This window comes from Prolixibacter denitrificans (genome assembly GCF_003014495.1).
GTDB classification, from domain to species: Bacteria; Bacteroidota; Bacteroidia; order Bacteroidales; family Prolixibacteraceae; genus Prolixibacter; species Prolixibacter denitrificans.
The window spans coordinates 154,575-177,001 of sequence record NZ_PYGC01000001.1; the positions used below are offsets into that span (position 1 = coordinate 154,575).

A 22,427-nucleotide genomic window follows, 5' to 3' on the forward strand; every position below is an offset into this window, starting at 1 on the left:
CTCTTAATTTAGATATTGCTGTAAAAATCAATAGTGTCACCTTCTACCAAAGTAACGATTGCCTTTTTATACGAGTTGGTCTTACCAGTCAGAACACCACTTTTAGTATAGCGTGATTTGGCTTTACCTGGATAGACCATGGTATTTAAGGAGGCAACCTTAACGCCATAGAGATCTTCTACAGCCTTTTTAATCTGCTGTTTATTTGCCCTGCGATCAACAACAAAACCGAAGCGGTTTAACGTTTCCGCCTGGTCTGTCAGTTTTTCGGTTACAATGGGGCGAATCAGAATATCAACCATCATTTTTAGCGTTAAATCTTAAACATTTCCTCCATTGCCTTCACAGAACTCTCCACTAAAACCACTTTCTTAGCATGCATAATTTTATATGTACTTAATTCAGAAGCGGTTACAACTTCGGCATTCTGTAAATTTCTGGATGACAAATATATGTTTTTATTTGCTTCAGATAAAACAATCAGCGACTTTTTATCAGCCACCGCCAGATTGTTCTGAATAGCAACAAACTCCTTGGTTTTTGGCGCTTCGAAATTGAAGTCTTCCATTACCACGATATCGTTGCTTTTGGCTTTATAGGTCAGAGCCGATTTTCGGGCTAATGCTTTCAGCTTTTTGTTCAGCTTGAAACCATAGTTGCGCGGTTGCGGTCCAAATGCACGACCTCCACCACGGAAAATAGGCGACTTGATACTACCCGCACGGGCTGTACCAGTACCTTTCTGACGCTTTAATTTACGGGTCGAACCGGTAATCTCACCACGTTCCTTCGACTTGTGGGTACCCTGACGCTGATTGGCCAGGTACTGTTTTACATCAAGGTAAATGGCGTGATCGCTAGGTTCAACAGCATAGATAGAATCAACCAACTCTATGCTTCTTCCGGTTTCTTTTCCTGCTGTATTTAAGATTGCAATTTCCATTACTGTGCAATGATTAAGTATGAACCTTTGGCTCCGGGTACGGAACCTTTAACAATCAAGAGATTTTTCTCTGGGATAACCTTCAGCACTTTCAGGTTCTCTACTGTTACTGTCTTACCTCCATCGCGTCCGGCCATACGCAGACCTTTAAATACACGAGCAGGATAAGAAGCAGCTCCGATAGAACCCGGTGCACGCAGACGGTTATGCTGACCGTGTGTGGATTGTCCAACACCGCCAAAACCATGACGCTTAACTACCCCTTGAAAACCTTTACCTTTTGAGATACCCTGAATATCGACCCAGCTTTCTTCCTGGATAATGTCAACAGTTACGGTATCGCCAAGCTTGAGTTCTTCATCGAATCCATTGAATTCGACTACTTTGCGTTTAGGACTGGTACCGGCCTTTTTATAGTGGCCAAGTTCAGCTTTTGTGCTGTGCTTTTCCTTTTTGTCCTGAAAACCCAGCTGAATTGCTTCGTAACCATCAGTATCGACGGTTTTAACCTGGGTAACGACACAGGGACCAGCCTCAATCACAGTGCATGGGATATTTTTCCCCTCAACACTGAATACGGAAGTCATTCCGATTTTCTTTCCAATTAATCCTGGCATTTCTACTTACTTTAAGCAGTTTATCAAACTTTAATTTCAACCTCAACACCGCTGGGAAGCTCGAGCTTCATCAGGGCATCGATTGTTTTCGCAGTTGAACTGTAAATGTCGATCAATCGCTTGTACGACGACAATTCAAACTGCTCCCTCGATTTTTTATTTACGAAGGTTGACCGCAATACAGTAAAAACGCGACGATGAGTAGGAAGCGGTATAGGACCGCTCACTACTGCACCGGTAGTCTTCACTGTTTTTACGATCTTTTCTGCTGATTTGTCGACCAAGTTATGATCGTAAGATTTCAGCTTTATCCGAATTTTTTGACTCATGATAAGAACGTATTACAGCAATTATATTATAACAGATCAGTTCTTCCTTTAACATTTTCCAGAACCTCAAGTGCGATGTTCTTCGGAACCTCAGCGTAATGCGAGAATTCCATCGAAGAAGTTGCGCGACCAGAAGACAAAGTACGGAGTACGGTAACGTATCCGAATTGTTCTGAAAGCGGAACAGATGCTTTCACCACGCGGGCACCCAGTTTAGAGTCCATGCTCTCAACCTGACCACGACGACGGTTCATATCGGAAACAATGTCACCCATATATTCGTCCGGTGTAACAACCTCTACCTTCATAATCGGCTCAAGCAATACTGGTTTCGCTTTCGAAGCAGCATTTTTGAATGCCTGGCGACCGGCAACCTCAAACGACAACTGGTCGGAGTCGACCGGGTGGAACGAACCATCGAGCAAGGTAACTTTCAAATTCTCTACCGGGAAACCAGCCAACGGACCGTTCACCATAGCATCTTTGAAACCCTTCTCAACAGACGGGATAAATTCCTTCGGAATGTTTCCACCTTTTACTGCGTTCTCGAACTGCAGACCTGAGTGACCTTCATCAACCGGGCCAACTTTAACAATAACGTCCGCAAATTTACCACGACCACCAGTCTGCTTCTTGTAGGTCTCACGCAACTCAACAGTTTCGGTAATCGCTTCCTTGTAGGCAACCTGAGGTGCTCCCTGGTTACACTCAACCTTGAATTCGCGTTTCAGACGATCGACGATAATTTCCAGGTGAAGCTCACCCATACCGCGAATAACTGTCTGTCCGCTGTCTTCGTCAGTTTGTACAACGAAAGTCGGGTCTTCTTCAGCCAGCTTAGCCAAACCGTTAGACAGTTTGTCCAAATCCTTCTGAGTCTTCGGCTCAACAGCCACACCAATAACCGGTTCCGGGAAGGTGATAGACTCAAGCTGAATAGGCTTATCAACAGCACACAGGGTATCTCCGGTGCGGATATCTTTGAAACCAACGGCTGCACAAATATCTCCGGCCTCAACGGCGTCACGCGGTTGCTGCTTATTGGAGTGCATCTGATACAGACGAGAGATACGCTCTTTTTTACCGGTACGGGTGTTCATTACATACGAACCGGCATCCAGCGTTCCTGAATATACACGGATAAAGCAAAGACGACCTACGTACGGGTCGGTAGCGATTTTAAATGCAAGTGCGGTCAGCGGCTCATCAGCTTTCGGCTCACGCATAATCACTTCTTCAGTACCCGGCTTGTAACCTTTTACAGCACCAACATCGATTGGACTGGGCAGGTAAGCACAAACAGCGTTCAGCAACGTCTGAATACCTTTGTTTTTAAAAGCTGAACCACAAAGCATCGGAACGATATCGCCAGCAATAGTCGCTTTACGGATAACACCCTTCATCTCCTCAACAGAAATACTGTCCGGATCTTCGAAGAATTTTTCCATCAGCTCCTCGTCCTGCTCGGCAACTGCTTCAACCAGCTTCTCACGATATTCGTTTGCCTGGTCAACCAGGTCAGCCGGAATCTCTTCAATATCGTATGCTGCACCCATGGTTTCGTCGTGCCATACAATGGCTTTCATCGAAATCAGGTCAACAACACCTTTGAATGTTTCTTCGGAACCAATCGGAATCTGAAGCGGAACCGGATTTGCACCCAGTTTTTCTTTCACCTCACCAACTACTTTGAAGAAGTCGGCTCCCGAACGGTCCATCTTGTTAACAAATCCCATACGCGGAACACCGTATTTTACAGCCTGACGCCATACAGTTTCCGACTGGGCTTCTACACCACCAACGGCGCAGAAAGTTGCAATAGCACCATCGAGTACACGCAGCGAGCGCTCAACCTCTACTGTGAAGTCAACGTGTCCGGGAGTATCGATAATGTTAATCTGATGAATAATATCATTATACTTCCACTCAGTAAATGTTGCAGCCGAAGTAATGGTAATACCACGCTCCTGTTCCTGCTCCATCCAGTCCATTGTAGCTGCACCGTCGTGAACCTCACCAATTCGGTGAGTACGACCGGTATAGAACAAAATCCTTTCGGTGGCAGTGGTTTTGCCGGCATCAATGTGGGCCATGATGCCTATATTTCTTGTATTTTTTAAATCCCTTGCCATGTGAATAATTATACTCTATTCGTGAATCCTTTTACTAATAACCTAACAACACGATACGATTAGAAACGGAAGTGTGCAAATGCACGGTTCGCTTCTGCCATACGGTGGGTATCTTCTTTCCTTTTGAAAGCTCCACCTTCTTCGTTAAATGCTGCCATGATTTCAGCAGATAATTTCTCTGCCATCGATTTACCTGAGCGTTTGCGTGCGAAAAGAATCAGGTTACGGATTGAAATCGCGGTCTTACGTTCGCCACGGATTTCCATCGGCACCTGGAAGGTTGCCCCTCCTACTCGCCTACTTTTTACCTCTACCTGAGGTGTAATGTTCTGAAGGGCTTTTTTGAAAATATCGAGAGACGAAAGTTCGTTGTCTTTCATCCGCTCATCTACTATCGCCAGGGCATCGTAGAAAATTTTGAATGCAGTGGTTTTCTTACCATCACGCATCAAGTCATTTACAAACCGGGTTACCAGTGTGTCATTGAATTTCGGATCTGGCAACAGAATCCTCTTCTTTGGTTTTGACTTCCTCATTTTAGTTACTCTTGTTAAGTGTTATTCGAATCAGCTGTTGTTCAGTCTTCAGTTTGATAGCCTGCATGCACAGACCCTTACTCAACTAAACCACTACACAAATAACTAAATTGTACTAATTTCATTAACTGCAATAAATCGCTTATTTCTTCGGACGTTTAGCACCGTATTTCGAACGACGCTGCGTACGACCTTCTACTCCGGCTGTATCGAGCGCACCACGAATCAAGTGGTAACGTACACCAGGAAGGTCTTTTACACGACCACCACGCACCAGCACGATAGAGTGCTCCTGCAGGTTGTGTCCTTCACCCGGAATGTAAGCGTTTACTTCTTTACCATTGGTTAACCTTACCCTGGCAACTTTACGCATTGCTGAGTTCGGCTTCTTCGGCGTAGTCGTGTACACACGCACACAAACGCCACGACGTTGCGGACAAGCGTCCAGCGCGGGAGACTTACTCTTCTCGTTAATCTGCTTTCTCCCTTTACGTACTAACTGTTGAATAGTAGGCATAAAAGTTTAAAATTTGAACATTAATATATTTACGCACACAAAATGGTTCGCAAAGGTACATTATTTTTCGGAGAATCAGCACTGTTTATTACCCAACAGCGGCAGATCCTGCCTAAAATCGGTTTGCAAAATTACACATTTTCAAGACAAAACCTCATTATCAATAAAAAAAATAGTGCTATCTCCTCGATTTTGAGGATTTTTGAGTTTCTGGAAGGATTTTTCACTAACGCGCCACGCGTTCGCGGAAGATGGATTTGATAGGATCGAAGAGTCGTTGTATCAAACGACGATCTTCGGTAATAATCTCGGCTGTGCCGGAAATCTCGTGATTAAAATCGAGCTTCGTTCCATAGTTAGTCACCAGGCCGTTGGGCAAATTAACCTCACATGAATAGTAGTTATCATTCGGGACTTCCGAAATTTTATCGACACGACCTTCAACCATACCATATTCCATGTACGGATAATTGGCAAATTTAATGTTGACTTTCTGTCCTACCTTCACTTTTCCCGATCCCTGTATCTGCAATTTCACTTTACCAATAATGCGACTGGGTTTATCGGGAACAATCGTAAACACATTCTCGCCCTTCGTCACATTCTGGTTCACACTCCAAAACTTAGTGAAGGTGGCGTTGCCATCAATGGGCGCTTTCATTAAGTAATTCAACTCCCATACACCAATTTCGCCCCGGAGGTTATTGTAGGCTTCTTCCAGCGAAAGCTGTAACCCTTTTTTCTCCTGGTCGTATTTGTTCTGCATGTCGATGACCGACTGTTGCAAATCCAGAATTTTCATCTGGGTTTCGGCCAGCGTTGTCCGGACACCTTCAAAATCGTATTGCTTATTCAGCAACGTCTGCTTGGAGGTTTGATATTCAGCCAGCGACAATACACCTTTATTATATAGTAGTGAATCGCGCTTAAACTTCTGCTTTGCCAGTCCCAAATCTTCCTCAACCACTTTCCGGCGGCTCCACTGCCGGTCGTAGTACATCCGGTAAACTCCTACCTGGTCCTGCAGTGCATTAATTTTTTCGGGATAATAATTACGCTCGGAGAAATGGAGGTAATCATTGTATAACTTCAGAAAGGCCGTATACTTCGGTTGAATGGTACCAAGCGTATAACTATCCTTGAAAACGGTTTGCTTCTTCAAATCGAAGTCGATGAAGAATGGCGACAACCAACGCAAGTGCTTTTCCAAATCCAGCACATCGTCGAAATTGGCCGGATTTTCCAACAACGCAATCCGCTGCCCTTTTTCAACATGCTCCTTATCTTTTACGTACAACTGCGTGATTTTCCCATCGACACGAGCCACTATATTAGCCGGCGGATTTTCGGTGGTAACCACAATGGGAGAGGTAATAATATCGGGATATTTGAAGAACCAGCTACCTACAAAAAGCAACACAACCACCACAAAAACCAGCGTTGTGCCGTTTCGCGTAATCCACGCAGGCATCCGTCCAAGAATATCCTGAACTTCCTCGCTTCTGATTTCCAAGTGTCTCTTTTTTTCCATAAAACCGGTAGCGGTTACTTATTATATATGGTATCCCGAAAAATCAGGCTCCCAACTCCAACTGGTTTTTCACCAGATGGAAATATTGTCCTTTTTTAGCAATCAATTCATTGTGCGTTCCCCGCTCTACAATCGCCCCTTTTTCAAGCACGACAATCTGATCGGCGTTCTTCACCGTGCTTAACCGGTGAGCCACGACAACCACTGTTCTTCCTTTATAGAACTCCTCCATGTTTTCCATGATGATTTTTTCGTTGTTGGCATCCAACGCATTGGTTGCCTCATCGAGGAAAATAAAATCGGGGTCTTTGTAAATGGCACGGGCCAGCAAAATACGTTGCTTCTGTCCCTGCGACAATCCTACACCTTCCTGTCCAATTTTAGTATTGTAACCAAGAGGCAGTGATTCGATGTAGTCCTGAATATTGGCCATCCTGACAGCGTGCAGCATTCGCTCCCTGTCGATAATATCCTGGCCAACGGCTATATTATTAATAATGGTATCCGAAAAAATAAATCCGTCCTGCATGACCACTCCGCACTTGTCGCGCCACAAGCGGCTGGAAAAGTTTCGCAGCTGAATATCGCCTAAATGAATGTCGCCTTTTACCGGCTGATAAAAACCCAACATTAACTTGATAAGCGTCGTTTTTCCACTTCCGCTCATCCCCACGATTGCTGTCGTTTTTTCGGCTGGCACACGCAAACTAATATCCTTAAGCACCATGGGTGAATGTGGCCCTTCGTACTGGAAGTGAACACCATCGATGGTTATCTCTTTGTTTTCCGGGAAAACCGTAATCTTGGGGTCTTCAGCTTTTTCCTCATCTTCCTTTTCGTGAATTTCACCCAACCGCTCCAGCGAAATCTTCGCATCCTGCGCTGTCTGGAAGAAGTTCATCAATCCTTCAATCGGGGCATTCATCTGACCGATGATATACGAAACAGCAACCATCGCACCAAGCGTCATCTGACCATCAATAACCAACTTTGCTGAAAAGAACGAAACCAGAATATTCTTCAACTGGTTGACAAAGCCCGAGCCAATCGTCTGCGTCTGCGTAAGCGATAACCGCTGTACATTTACGCGAAACAACCGTGCCTGAATGCGTTCCCACTCCCAGCGCTTCTGCTTTTCGCTATTGTTGAGTTTGATTTCCTGCATTCCGGTTATCAACTCAATCAGCTTGCTTTGGTTATCGGCCAACTGCGAAAAACGACGAAAATCGAGCTCCCGCCGCTTTTTCATGAAAAAGAGAATCCATACCACATAAAGGATGCTCCCGATAAGGAATATAGCGAGAATCTGCCAGCTATAAATGGCCAGCACGATGGAGAACACCACCAGGTTGAACATGGAGAAAAGGACGTTCAGCGACTGATTGGTCAGGAATTGTTCTATCCTGACATGATCGCCGATACGCTGCATCATATCCCCTATCATTTTCGTGTCGAAAAAGCCAATAGGCAACCGCATCAGTTTCACCAAAAAATCGGATATCAGTGAAATATTGATACGCGTCGTGAGGTGCAATAATATCCAGTTACGGATAAATTCTACGGTAGTTTGCGATATAAATAAAACGAGCTGGGCGACCAGAACCAGGGTAACAAATCCCATGTTCCGGTTGTTGATACCCACGTCGACCATTGATTGGGTCAGGAACGGGAAAATCAACTGGAAGACACTTCCCAGGAATAACCCCAGTGCCAGCTGTACCAGGTATTTCTTATAAGGCTTCAGATAGGCAAACAGGAACCGGAACGAAGATTTATCCTTCTTCTCGTCTTCGATATTATAAAAATCGGGAGTCGGTTCCAGTAGTAAACAAAGACCTTTGGCATTTTCAGTATCTGTCGATCCGGTCCATCCTTTCATAAACTCGCTTACCGAATATTTCAGCAAGCCATACGCCGGATCGGCAACGTAAATTTTCCCTTTTTTGATTTTATATACAACGACGAAATGCTCCTGCTTCCAATGAACAATACAAGGCAACGGAACCTGCTCCGTCAACTGCTCAAAGGAGACACGCGCCCCGATAGAACGCATACCAATCGATTCGGCCGCATCCGATATTCCCAGCATGGATACGCCTTCGCGAGTCAGGTAACTTCGGTCCCGCAGGGTTTGAAGTGAAAAATTTTTCCCGTAATGTTTGGCAATCATCCGGAGGCACGACGGACCGCAGTCCATGGCATCCAATTGCTTAAAGAAGGGAAATCGCTGCATGTACAGATAGTTTAGTCCCTGGAAATGTTTAAGAACAAATATAGCGGGATTCAATTATATTCAAAACAAAATGGTTTTTTATGTATAGTTCAGAAGGCCATATTCGATAAAATATATTCTAAAACATATTTCTACGACTCTATTTCAGGTCATTTCAACCTCCATTTCACCGGAATAAATTCTGATAAATCTGATTGACAAGTTATTTAACCTAAAAAACCGATACTCTTACCCGAAAAAAGCCATCAATCTATTACCATAAAAGGGTTGTGTCTTGTTAAATAATTTTTAATTTTGGTAGACTCGTTTGGCACCTGCCTGAAAAAAACAGGTGCCGTTTTACTATTCAAAACCTTTAAACATTTTTTTCCATCCTAAAAACTTTGACTGCACATGAAAGTATACCAAACCAATGAAATTAGGAATCTGACGTTACTGGGTAATGCCGGCGCCGGGAAAACCACCCTCGCGGAGACGATGCTCTACGAGGGTGGTGTTGTCAACCGCATGGGTGAAGTAGAAAACAAAAACACCGCTTCTGACTATCACCAGGTTGAACAGGAGTACGGAAACTCCGTTCATCCAACCGTTCTCTATACCGAATACAACGGTTGCAAGCTGAACATCATCGATACTCCCGGAATGGACGATTTTGTCGGTGGTGTCATTCCCGCCCTCAGCGTAGCTGCCACCGGACTCATGGTCTTCAATACCGTGAACGGCGTGGAAGTCGGAACCGAAATTGCCAACCGTAACGCTGAAAAATTTCACACTCCGCTTATTTTCGTGATGAACCACCTGAATCACGAAAACACTAACTGGGATATGTCCATCGATTCGGCGAAAGCCGCTTTCGGAAACAAACTGGCCATCGTACAGTATCCGGTCAATCCTGGTGTTGGATTCAACAAAGTGGTCGACGTACTAAAAATGAAAATGTACGAATGGCCTGCCAATGGTGGAAAAGCTCAGATTGTTGATATTCCGGAAGAGGAAAAGGAAAAAGCTGAGCAAATACACAACGAACTCGTGGAAATGGCCGCCGAGAATGACGAGGACCTGATGGAACTGTTCTTCGAAAAAGGCGAGCTTACCGAGGACGAGATGCGTACCGGTTTGAAATTAGGGATGCTCGACCGCAGTGTTTTCCCGGTATTCTGTACCTGTGCTTCCTGCGATATGGGAAGTCGCCGTTTAATGGAGTTCATCATTAATGTGGCTCCGCATCCCGGAGAACTTGCGCCGAAAAAAACGGTCGATGACAAAGAAGTCAAAGCCGATGCCAACGGCCCGACTTCACTCTTCGTTTTCAAAACTTCCGTAGAACAACACGTTGGTGAAATCACTTACTTCAAAGTGATGTCGGGAACTGTAAAAGAAGGTATGGACCTGATAAACACGACCCGCGACGCCAAAGAACGTATTTCGCAGATTTATGCCGTAGCCGGAAAAACCCGGACAAAAGTTGCCGAAATGGTTGCCGGAGATATCGGTGCTACCGTAAAACTGAAAGAAACCAAGCACAATCATACCCTGTCCGACAAGGATGCAAATTATAAATTTCCGCCGCTGCAATACCCGGAACCACGGTACCGGACGGCCATTAAAGCAGTAAACGAGGCCGATGAAGAAAAGATGGGTGAATACCTGCACCGGATGTCCGAAGAAGACCCGACTTATGTAGTTGAGTACTCGAAGGAATTGAAACAGGTAATTGTGCACGGTCAAGGAGAATATCACCTCAACACGCTGAAGTGGTACTTTAACAATATCTTTAAAATTGATATTGAATATCTCAAACCGAAAATTCCCTATCGGGAAACCATTACAAAAGCAGCTCAGGCCGACTACCGTCACAAAAAGCAGAGTGGTGGTGCCGGACAATTTGGCGAGGTGCATATGATTATCGAACCTTATGAGGAAGGAATGCCCACCCCATCTGCCTATAAAATTGATGGTAAAGAATGGAAGGTCAGCCTTCGTGGTACTGAAGAGCACAAACTTTCGTGGGGTGGTAAACTGGTATTCTGCAACTGTATTGTTGGTGGTTCCATCGACGCCCGCTTCCATCCGGCTATTCTGAAAGGAATTATGGAAAAAATGGAAGAAGGTCCGTTGACCGGTTCATACGCCCGTGACATCCGCGTTTGTATTTACGATGGTAAAATGCACCCGGTTGACTCCAACGAGATTTCGTTCAAACTGGCCGGACGTAATGCCTTTAGCCAGGCCTTTAAGAAAGCCGGAGCAAAAATCCTCGAACCCATCTATGATGTAGAAGTATTGGTACCATCCGATCGCATGGGTGATGTGATGAGCGACCTACAGGGACGCCGTGCTCTCATCATGGGTATGAGTTCCGAAAAAGGATTCGAGAAAATTGTGGCTAAAGTTCCATTGAAAGAGATGGACCGTTATTCGACTGCATTAAGTTCGCTGACGCAAGGACGCGCTATGTTCACCATGAAATATGCCGGTTACGAAAAAGTTCCGGGGGAAATTCAGGACGAACTACTTGCTGCTTACGAAGCGGAACAAAACGAAGAATAAACTGTCTTTTCCAACCTATGATTAACTTAAAACCCCTGCATCCATCACCGGAAGCAGGGGTTTTTCATGTTTTATTCTTTACATATCCTGAAGGTCACCTCAACAGGTGAATAAATCCTTTTCGTCGTCGTCGTGTTCCATCACGGCCTTTCGCGTCCACCACATAAAAATAAACGCCTGCTGAAGCCGGTTTCCCGCCAATCTTACCATCCCAGGCTGCCAATTCGGAGTCTGCTGGAATGTAGCCACTCTTTTTGTAGTGATGCACCGTTCTGCCCCAGCGATTCAAAATCTGAAAATCGAGTGATTCCAGCGAACGCGTTTTGATTTTCAACACGTCGTTCATGCCGTCACCGTTCGGCGTAAATACAGGTGGCACCAATACCAGAGCAGTATCGGCCACAATGTAATCGCTCAGGTAAAACGTATCACGGCAGGTGAAATTCGGATTTTCCTTCGCTGCTACCAGCTTCACCATGTAACGTCCCGAATTTTCGTAAGTGTAAACAGGATTCACTCCAGTCAGCGTTTCCATAATCGAATCGACTGGTTGCGTTGCCGTGGAAGCTTCTTCCCTGATAGCTGTAATATCTTTGAACAGAAACCATTCGTATTTGTCATCGTCCGCATTAACCGACTCGTTATTAAACTGCACCTCCAACGGCGCCTGGTAATTCGAGTACTGCGGATCACTTTCCTGGGTGGTTGTCCACGAAAATTTGGCTTTTGGTACTACCGATTGGTACGTCACCGTGGCAGTTGCTGAGCAGCCCGCCCGGTTGGCTACTTCCAGCCGGTAATCTGTATTTTGTGCCGGAACATCGTACATGGTAAAGGCCGGCTGAGTAGACAAACGCACGTCGCCATCGTACCAGGCATAAGTGTTGTTCGATGCCACCGTGACCTGCTGATTCGAAGTAATATCGTAATAGGCAAAAGTCGAACCCGTTACCGTCGATTCAAGTTGAAATGAAGTACAGGTTGATGCAGATACCGCTGCCGTTGCCTGCAACCAGCTATTGAAAACCCACGCCCGGAACGAGTAATTGGTACCACCATCGGTGAAAGAAACCTGGTAACAACCATCTGCCAGATTCTGTATAACAGACGACGTCCCGCTTTCGGTTGAATATGCATCGAAAGTACCGGTGGAACTGTTGTATTTTGTCCAGTTGAATGTTACGACACCACCAGCCGATTCCGCCTGCAACTCGGCAATCTGCTGCCCCTGCTGGGTACAGAAGTAGTAAATCATATCGTTATTCGGGGTCACCGGATAACTCGTACTTTCCGAAAAATCAGATGCCGGCGCAGTAAGTTGCTGCGCATTCGAATGATGAGTCATTCCGGATACGAGAAAAACAACAAGCCAGACTTTAACAACCAGTGGGTTAATTTGCATGCAGGTAATTCTTTGCGGTTAAACCTGAATACAAGTATAAAAATAATCGACGGGAATTAATTTGAATTCCTTGACAGACCATTGAAATTTTTCCTATTAGGCAGTTATATTTGCAATTGGTTACTGAAAAGAAACTGTTATTTTTTAACCGATTAATCCACTCCCGGCGTGAACAACTACCTCGAGGAATTAAATGAAGCCCAACGCGATGCCGTTATCAATACCGAAGGACCTTCGCTGGTGATTGCCGGTGCCGGTTCCGGGAAAACGCGCGTGCTGACCTACCGAATTGCCCATCTGTTGAAGAATGGCGTTCCACCTTCATCAGTCCTGGCACTCACCTTCACAAACAAGGCCGCACGTGAAATGAAAGAGCGGATCGCAAAAATTGTTGGCTCCCAAACGGCCCGCTACCTTTGGATGGGAACTTTTCACTCTATTTTTGCCCGCATCCTGCGCAGCGAAGCGGAAATCATCGGTTACCCGTCCAACTTCACGATTTACGACACGCAGGACACCAAAAGTTTGTTGAAGACCATCATCAAGAGCATGAAGCTCGACGATAAGACCTACAAACCTGGCCTGGTTTACAATCGGATGTCGGCAGCCAAGAATAATCTGATAACGCCGGTTGCTTACCAACAGAACAGTCAGATTCGGGAAGCTGACCAGGCCGCTCGCCTGCCCCGTTTAGCTGAAGTTTATAGCGAATATGCCAAGCGATGTAAAAATGCGGGAGCCATGGATTTCGATGACTTGCTGCTGCAAACGAACCTGCTATTCAAAAACCACGAAGATATTCTAAAGAAATACCAGGAGCGTTTCAAATACATTCTGGTCGACGAGTACCAGGATACCAACTTCTCGCAATACCTGATTGTGAAAAAGCTGGCGCAGGACCACGAAAACATCTGTGTGGTTGGCGACGATGCCCAAAGTATTTATTCGTTCAGGGGAGCGAAAATTGAAAATATTCTGAACTTCCGTAAAGACTATCCGGAATTCAACACCTATAAACTGGAGCAGAATTACCGTTCGACGCAGACCATTGTCGATGCGGCCAACAGTCTCATTCAAAAAAACAAAAGACAGTTGCCCAAACGGGTATTCAGCGAAAATGCCACAGGTGAGAAGATTCAGGTAATTGGTGCGCTGACCGACAACGAAGAGGGCTACCTGGTGGCCAACGAGATCATAGACATGCGGATGAATCACCAGCACCGGTATGCCGATTTTGCCATCCTCTACCGGACTAATGCACAGTCGCGTATTTTCGAGGAAGCGCTGCGAAAGAGAAATATTCCGTACAAAATCTACGGCGGACTTTCGTTCTATCAGCGTAAGGAAATTAAAGATTTGCTGGCTTATTACAGGCTGACCATCAACGTGAAGGACGACGAAGCTTTCAAGCGGGTCATCAATTATCCGGCACGTGGCATCGGTAACACCACGATGACGCGCCTGGAGACTTACGCGGTTCAGAACAATCAAAGTATATGGGAAATTGCTTCGAATCCGGATGAGTGCCAAATGGCTGGGCTGAATGCCGGCACACAGCGTAAAGTGGCCGAGTTCATTCACATGATCGAAGGATTTGCCGGTCAGCTCGCTTCGGCAGAATCTTATGAACTGGCCATGCAGATTGCTTCCGACAGCGGCATGCTAAAAGAGTTCTACAAGGACAAAACACCGGAAAACCTTAGCCGATACGAAAACGTGCAGGAGTTGCTGAATGCCATCCAGGATTTTTCACTGAACGCGAAAGAGGAAGGTCGTCCCAACCAGCTCAACCATTTTATGGAAGAAGTCGCTTTGCTGACTGACCAGGATACTGACAAAGAAGAAGATTTTGATAAGGTAACCCTGATGACGGTTCACTCATCCAAAGGTCTCGAGTTCAAAAATGTATTTATCGTTGGCCTCGAAGAAAATCTCTTTCCTTCGGGATTTTCGGGTACGTTGACCGCCCCGGAACTGGAAGAGGAACGACGCCTGTTTTACGTGGCACTCACCCGGGCCGAGCAAAATGCGTGGCTGTCGTTTGCCAAACAACGCTATCGCTGGGGAAATCTCGAATTCTGTAATCCCAGCCGCTTCATCGGCGAAATTGACGAGCAATTCCTCTATTTCAAATCCGGTGGACTGCAAGCTCATATTCCCAGACGGGAATCGGTGCCTACCGCGAAAGAAGAAACGAGAGGTGCCAGACGAAGCCCAATGGGCATTCGCAGTCAACAAGGAAACGAACAACTCGGTAAACGCCTCACCCGACTAAATGAAGCCAGTAGACAAAACGCCGCAGCCTTTACGGGAAGCGATCCGGAAGAAATACAGGCAGGCATGTTTGTAGAGCATCAACGTTTTGGCCGGGGAAAGGTAGTAGCCATTGAAGGAGCAATGCCCGACAGGAAGGCCAAGGTATTTTTTCCCAATGCCGGAGAAAAACACCTGCTGTTGAAATTTGCCAAACTAAAAATCGTGGAATAATATCCGGTAGTTGAGAAATTCATTTTCGATACCCCGAAAACCTTAACTTTTTGTATTATGCGGCAAAAGGATTAGATTTGTGATCGAAATCCTTCGTGCTTTTGCCTGATACTCCCGCATTATGCAAAATGCCACTTAACCGAAGATACTTTTCAATGGATTATAACTCGAATCGAAAAAAACTGAAACTTCCTGAATACGGAAGGAATATTCACAAGATGGTTGACTACGTGGTTTCTATCGAAGACCGCGAAGAGAGAAACCGTGCGGCCAATCAAATCATCGAAATCATGGGGAACATGTATCCCTATCTTCGTGATGTCAGCGATTTCCGGCACAAATTGTGGGATCATATCGCCATTATGTCCGATTTCAAACTGGACATTGACTACCCTTACGATCCTCCCCGTCCGGAAACCTTCCTCGAAAAACCCAAGCCGGTACCATACACTAATGCTCCGATCAAATATCGGCACTACGGAAAACTCATCGAAAAGATGATCGAGCAAGCCGCTCAGTACGACGATGACAGTCCGGAGAAAAAACAACTGACCCAGATGCTGGCCAACCAGATGAAGAAATCGTTTGTCGTTTGGAACAAGGAAACGGTAAACGACGATAAAATTTTAAAAGATCTGGAGGAATTATCGGAAGGTGACCTGAAAACCGAAGAAATTTCAAGACTTGCCGATACCCGCGATATTCTCAAAGGTGGCGGAAGCAGCAATAAAAAGAAAAGCAAAGGAGCTAACCGGAAACATAAGTAATTAGCCACTTATATGGCACGGTTTATCATAGAAGGTGGACGCACACTCACCGGAGAACTGATTCCACAGGGAGCCAAAAACGAAGCTTTACAGGTAATTTGCGCGGTCTTACTCACCGACGATGAGATAAATATCTCCAACATCCCCGAAATCAGCGATGTGCTAAAACTCATCGAAATGCTGAAAGGGTTTGGGGTGAAAGTAAACCGCAAAGCGAAAGGCGATTATAGCTTTCAAGCCAACCAGGTTGACATCGATTATCTCAATACTGAAGAATTTCGGAAGCTGGCAAGTGGCTTGCGCGGTTCGATCATGATCATTGGTCCGCTGCTGGCCCGCTTTGGGAGAGGAATAATTCCACAACCCGGAGGCGATAAAATAGGGCGCCGCAGGCTGGACACCCACTTTATTGGTCTTGAAAAAATGGGTGCCGATTTTCATTACGATGCAGATAACGGCCAATACCAAATAAAAGCCAACCGACTTTCCGGCACCTACATGCTCCTCGACGAGGCCTCGGTTACCGGTACCGCCAACCTGGTGATGGCCGCGACACTCGCCAAAGGAACCACAACGATTTATAACGCTGCGTGTGAACCCTACGTGCAGCAACTGTGCAGAATGCTTAATTCGATGGGTGCCGTCATCAGTGGAATTGGCTCCAACTTGCTCACCATCGATGGTGTCACATCGCTAAGCGGATGCAAACACAGGCTCCTGCCCGACATGATTGAGGTAGGAAGTTTCATTGGCCTCGCAGCCATGACTTCTTCTGCCCTCACCATTAAGAATGTTTCGTTGCAGAATCTCGGCATCATCCCCGATGCTTTTCGCCGGTTAGGCATACAACTCGAAAACCGGGGTGACGATCTCTTTATTCCTTCTCAGGAACATTACGAAGTGGAGTCGTTCATCGATGGTTCCATTATGTCTATTGCCGATGCGCCCTGGCCGGGACTAACACCTGACTTACTTAGTGTTTTCCTGGTCGTAGCAACACAGGCCCGCGGCAGCGTCCTGATTCACCAGAAGATGTTTGAGAGCCGTTTGTTCTTCGTCGACCGGTTGATTGACATGGGAGCTAAAATCATCCTTTGCGATCCGCACCGCGCAACGGTTATCGGTCTCGACCGGGCCCTTCAGTTACGGGGAACACATATGACCTCACCCGACATCCGGGCAGGAGTTGCTTTGCTTATCGCTGCCCTCTCCGCTTCCGGCACCTCGACCATCGATCATATCGAGCAAATCGACCGGGGATACGAAGCAATCGACGTCCGGTTAAACAGTCTTGGCGCGAAGATTGTAAGAGAACCATAAAAGATTCAATCTCTGAATGTCGAACTTAAAAACATGGTCATGAAATATCGCATCCTCACCTCACTGCTTACTATAGCTTTTATTGCGTTTACGGCAAATGCAAGCCTTGCCAAGAACCACAAAAACAAAAGCACAGGTCCGCCGGTGGGAACATCGGTTGGAAAAACAGCGCCCAACATTGTCGAAACCGGCATCAATGGTGACACCCTCAAACTTTCCGCTTTGCGCGGAAAAATGGTGTTAATCGATTTCTGGGCATCGTGGTGCGGACCATGCCGCCGCGAAAATCCCAACGTGGTAAAAGCTTACGATGAGTTTAAGGATAAAAATTTTCAGGAAGGAAAAGGCTTTACCGTATTTAGCGTCTCGCTCGATCAAAGCCATACTGCATGGGAACATGCAGTCAAAATGGATAACCTGTCATGGCCCTGGCACGTCAGCGATTTGAAAGGATGGATGTCAAAATACGCAGGAGTTTACGGCGTGCGCGGAATTCCTTCCAACTTTCTTATCAACGGAAAAGGAGTCATTGTTGCGCGCAATCTTCGTGGCAATCAACTTGTAGAGACCCTTTCCACATTACAGAAATAATTTGTTAACAGTCCGGTAGGAATCCTTACTTTTGCGGACAATTACTTTTCGGTTCAACCGCTTTGACAGTCGGTCGGGGCGAAAAATGTCAATTTGTCCGAATTAGGCAATTGGCAAAAGTTTTGTTGAACAGTGACGAAATCGATTAGAAAACTTCAATCGTATGAGCAAAGAAAAAAAACAACAGGAGGAACAAAAAGAAATGAATACCAACGAAATGGAAGAAAAAGAAGTAACAATTGACAGCTCCTCCGACAATGACGAAGTTTCAACAGCAGATAAAGAAAAACAATCAGAAGAGAAACACGACGATAAGAAAGACAAGAAAAAGTCGAAAAAGGACAAGGACGCGGACAAAGTAGCAGAATTGGAAAAGCAGGTCGAAGCAATGAATGACAAATATCTGCGCCTTTCTGCTGAATTCGATAATTACCGCAGAAGAACATTGAAGGAGAAAATGGAACTGACCAAAACAGCTGGAGAGAGCATTCTGGTCAATATTCTCCCGGTTATCGATGATTTTGAACGCGCAATTAGTTCTATGGAACAGGGACTAGAATCAGCCGCCGTGAAAGACGGTGTTGAGCTGATCTACGGCAAGTTTAAAGAATTTCTGAACCAGAATGGTGTCAAGGAAATTGAGGCCAACGGTACAGAGTTCGATACCGATCTGCATGAAGCCCTGACAAAAATTCCGGCACCATCCGACGATCTGAAAGGCAAAGTAGTCGATGTTATCCAAAAAGGATACGTATTGAATGACAAAGTGATTCGATTTGCCAAAGTGGTAGTTGGAGAGTAAAACGGAAATATTAACTGACAGGAAAGAAATCGGATAATGGCAAAAAGAGATTATTATGAAGTTTTGGGGGTTAGCAAAAGTGCCAGCCCGGAAGAGATAAAAAAAGCCTACCGAAAAAAGGCGATTCAGTTCCACCCCGACAAAAACCCGGGTGACAAAACGGCTGAAGAGAATTTTAAAGAGGCTGCCGAGGCTTACGAGGTACTAAGCAACCCCGAAAAACGTCAGAGATATGACCAATTTGGACACTCCGGACTTGGCGGCGGTCAGGGCGGATTCAGTGGCCACGACATGTCCATGGACGATATCTTCTCCATGTTTGGTGATATTTTTGGTGGTGGATTTGGCGGTTTTGGAGGATTCGGATCCGGTGGAGGACGGACACACCGTCGCACGAACCGCGGTTCCAACCTACGGGTAAAAGCCAGCCTGACGCTGAAAGAAATAGCACACGGTACCGAGAAAAAAATCAAGGTCAAGAAATACGTCACCTGTGACAGTTGTCACGGTAGTGGAGCAAAAGGTAGCGATGGTTACAGTAATTGTTCCACCTGTCATGGTTCAGGCCAGGTAACCCGTATCAGCAACACCTTCCTCGGCCAAATGCAAACCACTTCCACTTGTCCGACGTGTGGTGGCGAAGGCCAGATTATTACACACAAATGTGATAAGTGCCACGGCGAAGGAATTGTCAGAGGTGAAGAGGTTATTAACATTAAAATACCCGCAGGCGTGGCCGAAGGAATGCAGCTTTCCGTTAGCGGAAAAGGAAACGCGGCCCGTCGTGGTGGTGTTCCCGGAGACTTGCTGGTACTTATCAACGAAGTGAAACATCCGGAACTGATTCGGGATGAGAATGATTTGATTTACAACCTGTATCTGTCATTCCCCGACTTGGCTTTGGGAACAACCTCTGAAATTCCAACGGTCGATAACAAGGTGAAGGTGAAAGTTGATGCCGGAACTCAACCGGAAAAAATACTTCGCTTACGCGGAAAAGGACTACCCGATCTGAACGGCTACGGCAAAGGCGATTTGCTGGTTCGTATTCACGTTTGGGTACCGAAGAAGCTGAGCAACGACGAAAAGAAACAACTGGAAAAACTCCAGGAATCGGATAATTTCAGTGCGAAAAATGCCGCTTCGGAGGACCGGAATTTCTTTGACAAGGTAAAAGATATGTTCTGATAAGAGAAGGCAACTGAATGGTTGCCTTTTCTTTTTGAATAAGAGCAATGTTTATGATTAATGCTCCGCCATTATTTTTTCGCATTAATTAAACATTAAAATACCTCCATTATTTTCGTTTGCTGTTGTGCCGTTTTTAATAAAATACGTATCATTGCAGCAACAATAAGATTATGAACAACGCAATCTTCCATTACGGACATCATCATTTCCTGCTAAAAGGTAGGCCGTAATTGGAATGTCAAAAAATATTCATTAAAATTAACAGGCTTACCTTGAATGAGGTAAGCCTTTTTTTACATCTAAAAAATCGACATGGACTCAACATTACGCATCGCGATTCAGACCAAAGGCCGCTTAAATGAAGACTCAGTCGGTCTGATTAAAGAAACCGGTATTGACCTGATCTCCGGCAAGAGAAGACTCATCTCGGCAGCTAAAAATTTTCCCATGGAAGTTTTGTACCTTCGGGACGATGATATCCCACAGTCAGTTGCTGACGGCGTGGCTGACATCGGAATCGTTGGATTGAACGAAGTGGCTGAAAAAAAGCAGCAGGTGGATATCATCAAGCATTTGGGGTTCAGCAAGTGCCGCCTTTCACTGGCCATCCCGCAATCGCAGGTGAACGAGTACGAAGGTCCGGAATGGTTCAACGGAAAGAAAATTGCAACTTCCTATCCGGAAATCCTCAAGGATTTTTTGGCTGAGAAGAAAATTGATACTGAGATTCATGTCATTACCGGTTCCGTGGAAATCGCACCCGGCATTGGCCTGGCTGACGCCATTTTCGATATTGTCAGTTCCGGAAGTACATTGGTAAGTAACCGCCTGAAAGAGGTCGAAGCGGTGATGAAATCCGAAGCTGTTTTGGTGGCTAACCCACAACTTTCCAAAGAGAAACAAGGTATACTCGATGAATTGATTTTCAGAATCGAGTCGGTGGAAATGGGTAAAGGCAAAAAATATATCCTGCTAAATGCCCCGAACCACAAAATAGATAAGATTGTTGAAGTGCTGCCCGGAACAACTTCACCAACTGTGATGCCCCTGGCGATTGAAGGCTGGAGTTCACTGCACTCGGTAATCGATGATAACGAGTTTTGGGAAGTCATCGGTAACCTGAAGAAAAACGGGGCAGAAGGCATCCTGGTGGTACCAATTGAGAAAATGATATTATAAAAATTCGTTCGATGCAGATTTACAATTATCCTCTTTTTAATACGTGGCCCAAAATTCTCTCGCGCCCGGCTAACAACTATTCTTCGATCAACAGCACGGTCAGGATGATTCTTGACAACGTGAAAAAGAAAGGTGATGCTGCTGTTCGTGATTATACACGACGTTTCGACGGAGCCGACCTCGAAGAATTCAGGGTGAGCAAGGATGAAATGGAGAAGGCTGCAGGTTTGATTGAGCCTGAACTGAAAGAGGCTATTCAGAAAGCGGCGAAGAATATTCTCGCTTTTCACGAGATACAAAAGCCGCCTATGCGGATGATTGAAACAGCACCCGGTGTGAAGTGCTGGCAGAAATCTGTGCCGATCGACAAGGTTGGACTCTATATTCCCGGCGGATCAGCACCGCTGTTCTCAACCGTTCTGATGCTCGGAATTCCGGCCCAGATTGCCGGTTGCAAGGAAATCGTTCTTTGCACACCTCCCAACGAAAAAGGTGAAATCCACCCGGCCATCCTGTTCGCAGCTGGGTTAGTCGAGGTTTCCAGAATTTATAAAATCGGGGGAGTACAGGCTATCGGTGCGATGGCTTACGGAACGGAAACAGTTCCCCGCGTCTTCAAAATATTCGGCCCGGGCAACTCCTGGGTGACGGCTGCCAAGCAGATTGTCTCCGTGAATGACTGTGCCATAGACATGCCGGCTGGTCCATCGGAACTGGCTGTAATGGCAGATGAGTCTGCGGACCCGGAATTCATTGCCGCCGATTTGCTATCACAGGCTGAGCACGGCCCCGATAGCCAGGTTGTTCTGGTTACCACAGAAGAACCGCTAATCAGCAAAGTCATGCAGGCCATCGACCGGCAACTTTCGGAACTGCCACGCGCGGCTATCGCCACCAAAGCATTGGAAAACAGCCGGGCTATTTTGGTAAATGACGAAGAGCAGATGATTGAGCTAATCAACTTCTACGCACCGGAGCACTTAATCATTGCGACCCGGAATACAACGAACCACGCTGACCGGATAACGAATGCTGGTTCTGTATTTCTGGGGAATTTCACTCCAGAAAGTGCCGGCGATTATGCTTCCGGAACGAACCACACGCTCCCAACACAAGGATGGGCACGCTCATTCAGTGGATTGAACCTTGAGAGTTTCTGTAAGAAGATTACTTTCCAGGAAATATCGAGAGACGGCATCCAACAGCTGGGACCTATCATCGAAGCAATGGCCGAGGGGGAACTGCTCTATGCCCACAAAAATGCAGCAACCTTGCGTATCAACTCCAGTGAATCATAGAA

Annotated in this window: 19 protein-coding genes; 9 read left to right on the plus strand and 10 right to left on the minus strand. The window is 45.9% G+C overall.

Annotation, left to right across the window (positions count from 1 at the left end; genetic code table 11):
* Positions 1 to 8 precede the first annotated feature (8 nt).
* From rplW to CLV93_RS00795, 9 genes are all read right to left on the minus strand, one after another.
* The gene (rplW, locus tag CLV93_RS00750; protein WP_371864360.1) at positions 9 to 305 is read right to left on the minus strand and encodes a 50S ribosomal protein L23; all 297 of its coding nucleotides are present in this window, start codon (positions 303 to 305) and stop codon (positions 9 to 11) included.
* Positions 306 to 313: 8 nt separating this feature from the next.
* Positions 314 to 943, minus strand: a complete 630-nt coding sequence (gene rplD, locus CLV93_RS00755) for a 50S ribosomal protein L4 (protein WP_106540262.1) — start codon at positions 941 to 943, stop codon at positions 314 to 316.
* A complete protein-coding gene (gene rplC, locus CLV93_RS00760) occupies positions 943 to 1,560 on the minus strand; it encodes a 50S ribosomal protein L3 (protein WP_106540263.1) in 618 nt (205 codons plus the stop codon). Before rplC ends, rplD begins: the two co-directional genes overlap by 1 nt.
* Before the next feature lie 23 nt (positions 1,561 to 1,583).
* The gene (gene rpsJ, locus CLV93_RS00765) at positions 1,584 to 1,889 is read right to left on the minus strand and encodes a 30S ribosomal protein S10 (protein ID WP_025863432.1); all 306 of its coding nucleotides are present in this window, start codon (positions 1,887 to 1,889) and stop codon (positions 1,584 to 1,586) included.
* A gap of 26 nt (positions 1,890 to 1,915) precedes the next feature.
* Positions 1,916 to 3,982: an elongation factor G gene (gene fusA / locus CLV93_RS00770; RefSeq protein WP_425529587.1), complete on the minus strand. Its 2,067-nt coding sequence runs from the start codon at positions 3,980 to 3,982 to the stop codon at positions 1,916 to 1,918.
* A gap of 98 nt (positions 3,983 to 4,080) precedes the next feature.
* Positions 4,081 to 4,557: a 30S ribosomal protein S7 gene (rpsG, locus tag CLV93_RS00775; RefSeq protein WP_106540265.1), complete on the minus strand. Its 477-nt coding sequence runs from the start codon at positions 4,555 to 4,557 to the stop codon at positions 4,081 to 4,083.
* Positions 4,558 to 4,699: 142 nt separating this feature from the next.
* Positions 4,700 to 5,074: a 30S ribosomal protein S12 gene (rpsL, locus tag CLV93_RS00780; protein WP_106540266.1), complete on the minus strand. Its 375-nt coding sequence runs from the start codon at positions 5,072 to 5,074 to the stop codon at positions 4,700 to 4,702.
* A gap of 226 nt (positions 5,075 to 5,300) precedes the next feature.
* The gene (locus CLV93_RS00790; protein WP_170108829.1) at positions 5,301 to 6,587 is read right to left on the minus strand and encodes an HlyD family secretion protein; all 1,287 of its coding nucleotides are present in this window, start codon (positions 6,585 to 6,587) and stop codon (positions 5,301 to 5,303) included.
* Positions 6,588 to 6,648: 61 nt separating this feature from the next.
* Positions 6,649 to 8,838: a peptidase domain-containing ABC transporter gene (locus CLV93_RS00795; protein WP_106540269.1), complete on the minus strand. Its 2,190-nt coding sequence runs from the start codon at positions 8,836 to 8,838 to the stop codon at positions 6,649 to 6,651.
* A gap of 393 nt (positions 8,839 to 9,231) precedes the next feature.
* Between CLV93_RS00795 and CLV93_RS00800 the strand changes: the two genes are divergently transcribed.
* Entirely contained in the window at positions 9,232 to 11,388 is a 2,157-nt protein-coding gene (locus CLV93_RS00800) for an elongation factor G (RefSeq protein WP_106540270.1), read from the plus strand.
* 94 nt (positions 11,389 to 11,482) lie between these two features.
* On the opposite strand, the gene CLV93_RS00805 is transcribed toward CLV93_RS00800, so the two are convergent.
* Entirely contained in the window at positions 11,483 to 12,790 is a 1,308-nt protein-coding gene (locus tag CLV93_RS00805) for a T9SS type B sorting domain-containing protein (protein ID WP_106540271.1), read from the minus strand.
* Positions 12,791 to 12,958: 168 nt separating this feature from the next.
* On the opposite strand from CLV93_RS00805, the gene CLV93_RS00810 reads away from it, so the two are divergent.
* The 8 genes from CLV93_RS00810 (at position 12,959) to hisD (ending at position 22,425) form a co-directional block, all read left to right on the plus strand.
* Entirely contained in the window at positions 12,959 to 15,277 is a 2,319-nt protein-coding gene (locus CLV93_RS00810; protein ID WP_106540272.1) for an ATP-dependent helicase, read from the plus strand.
* A gap of 155 nt (positions 15,278 to 15,432) precedes the next feature.
* Entirely contained in the window at positions 15,433 to 16,044 is a 612-nt protein-coding gene (locus CLV93_RS00815; RefSeq protein WP_106540273.1) for a DUF4290 domain-containing protein, read from the plus strand.
* 12 nt (positions 16,045 to 16,056) lie between these two features.
* A complete protein-coding gene (murA, locus tag CLV93_RS00820) occupies positions 16,057 to 17,364 on the plus strand; it encodes a UDP-N-acetylglucosamine 1-carboxyvinyltransferase (RefSeq protein WP_106540274.1) in 1,308 nt (435 codons plus the stop codon).
* A gap of 39 nt (positions 17,365 to 17,403) precedes the next feature.
* Positions 17,404 to 17,955 carry a TlpA family protein disulfide reductase gene (locus tag CLV93_RS00825; RefSeq protein ID WP_211297711.1) on the plus strand — a complete coding sequence of 184 codons (552 nt, stop codon included), beginning with the start codon at positions 17,404 to 17,406 and terminating at the stop codon, positions 17,953 to 17,955.
* 163 nt (positions 17,956 to 18,118) lie between these two features.
* Complete coding sequence (locus tag CLV93_RS00830; protein WP_106540276.1) at positions 18,119 to 18,757, plus strand: nucleotide exchange factor GrpE; 639 nt, start codon at positions 18,119 to 18,121, stop codon at positions 18,755 to 18,757.
* Between the two features lie 36 nt (positions 18,758 to 18,793).
* Positions 18,794 to 19,945 carry a molecular chaperone DnaJ gene (gene dnaJ, locus CLV93_RS00835; protein ID WP_106540277.1) on the plus strand — a complete coding sequence of 384 codons (1,152 nt, stop codon included), beginning with the start codon at positions 18,794 to 18,796 and terminating at the stop codon, positions 19,943 to 19,945.
* Between the two features lie 315 nt (positions 19,946 to 20,260).
* Positions 20,261 to 21,127 carry an ATP phosphoribosyltransferase gene (gene hisG, locus CLV93_RS00840; protein ID WP_106540278.1) on the plus strand — a complete coding sequence of 289 codons (867 nt, stop codon included), beginning with the start codon at positions 20,261 to 20,263 and terminating at the stop codon, positions 21,125 to 21,127.
* An 11-nt stretch (positions 21,128 to 21,138) separates the two neighbouring features.
* On the plus strand, positions 21,139 to 22,425 hold the full coding sequence (hisD, locus tag CLV93_RS00845; RefSeq protein WP_106540279.1) for a histidinol dehydrogenase: 1,287 nt from the start codon (positions 21,139 to 21,141) through the stop codon (positions 22,423 to 22,425).
* Positions 22,426 to 22,427 lie beyond the last annotated feature (2 nt).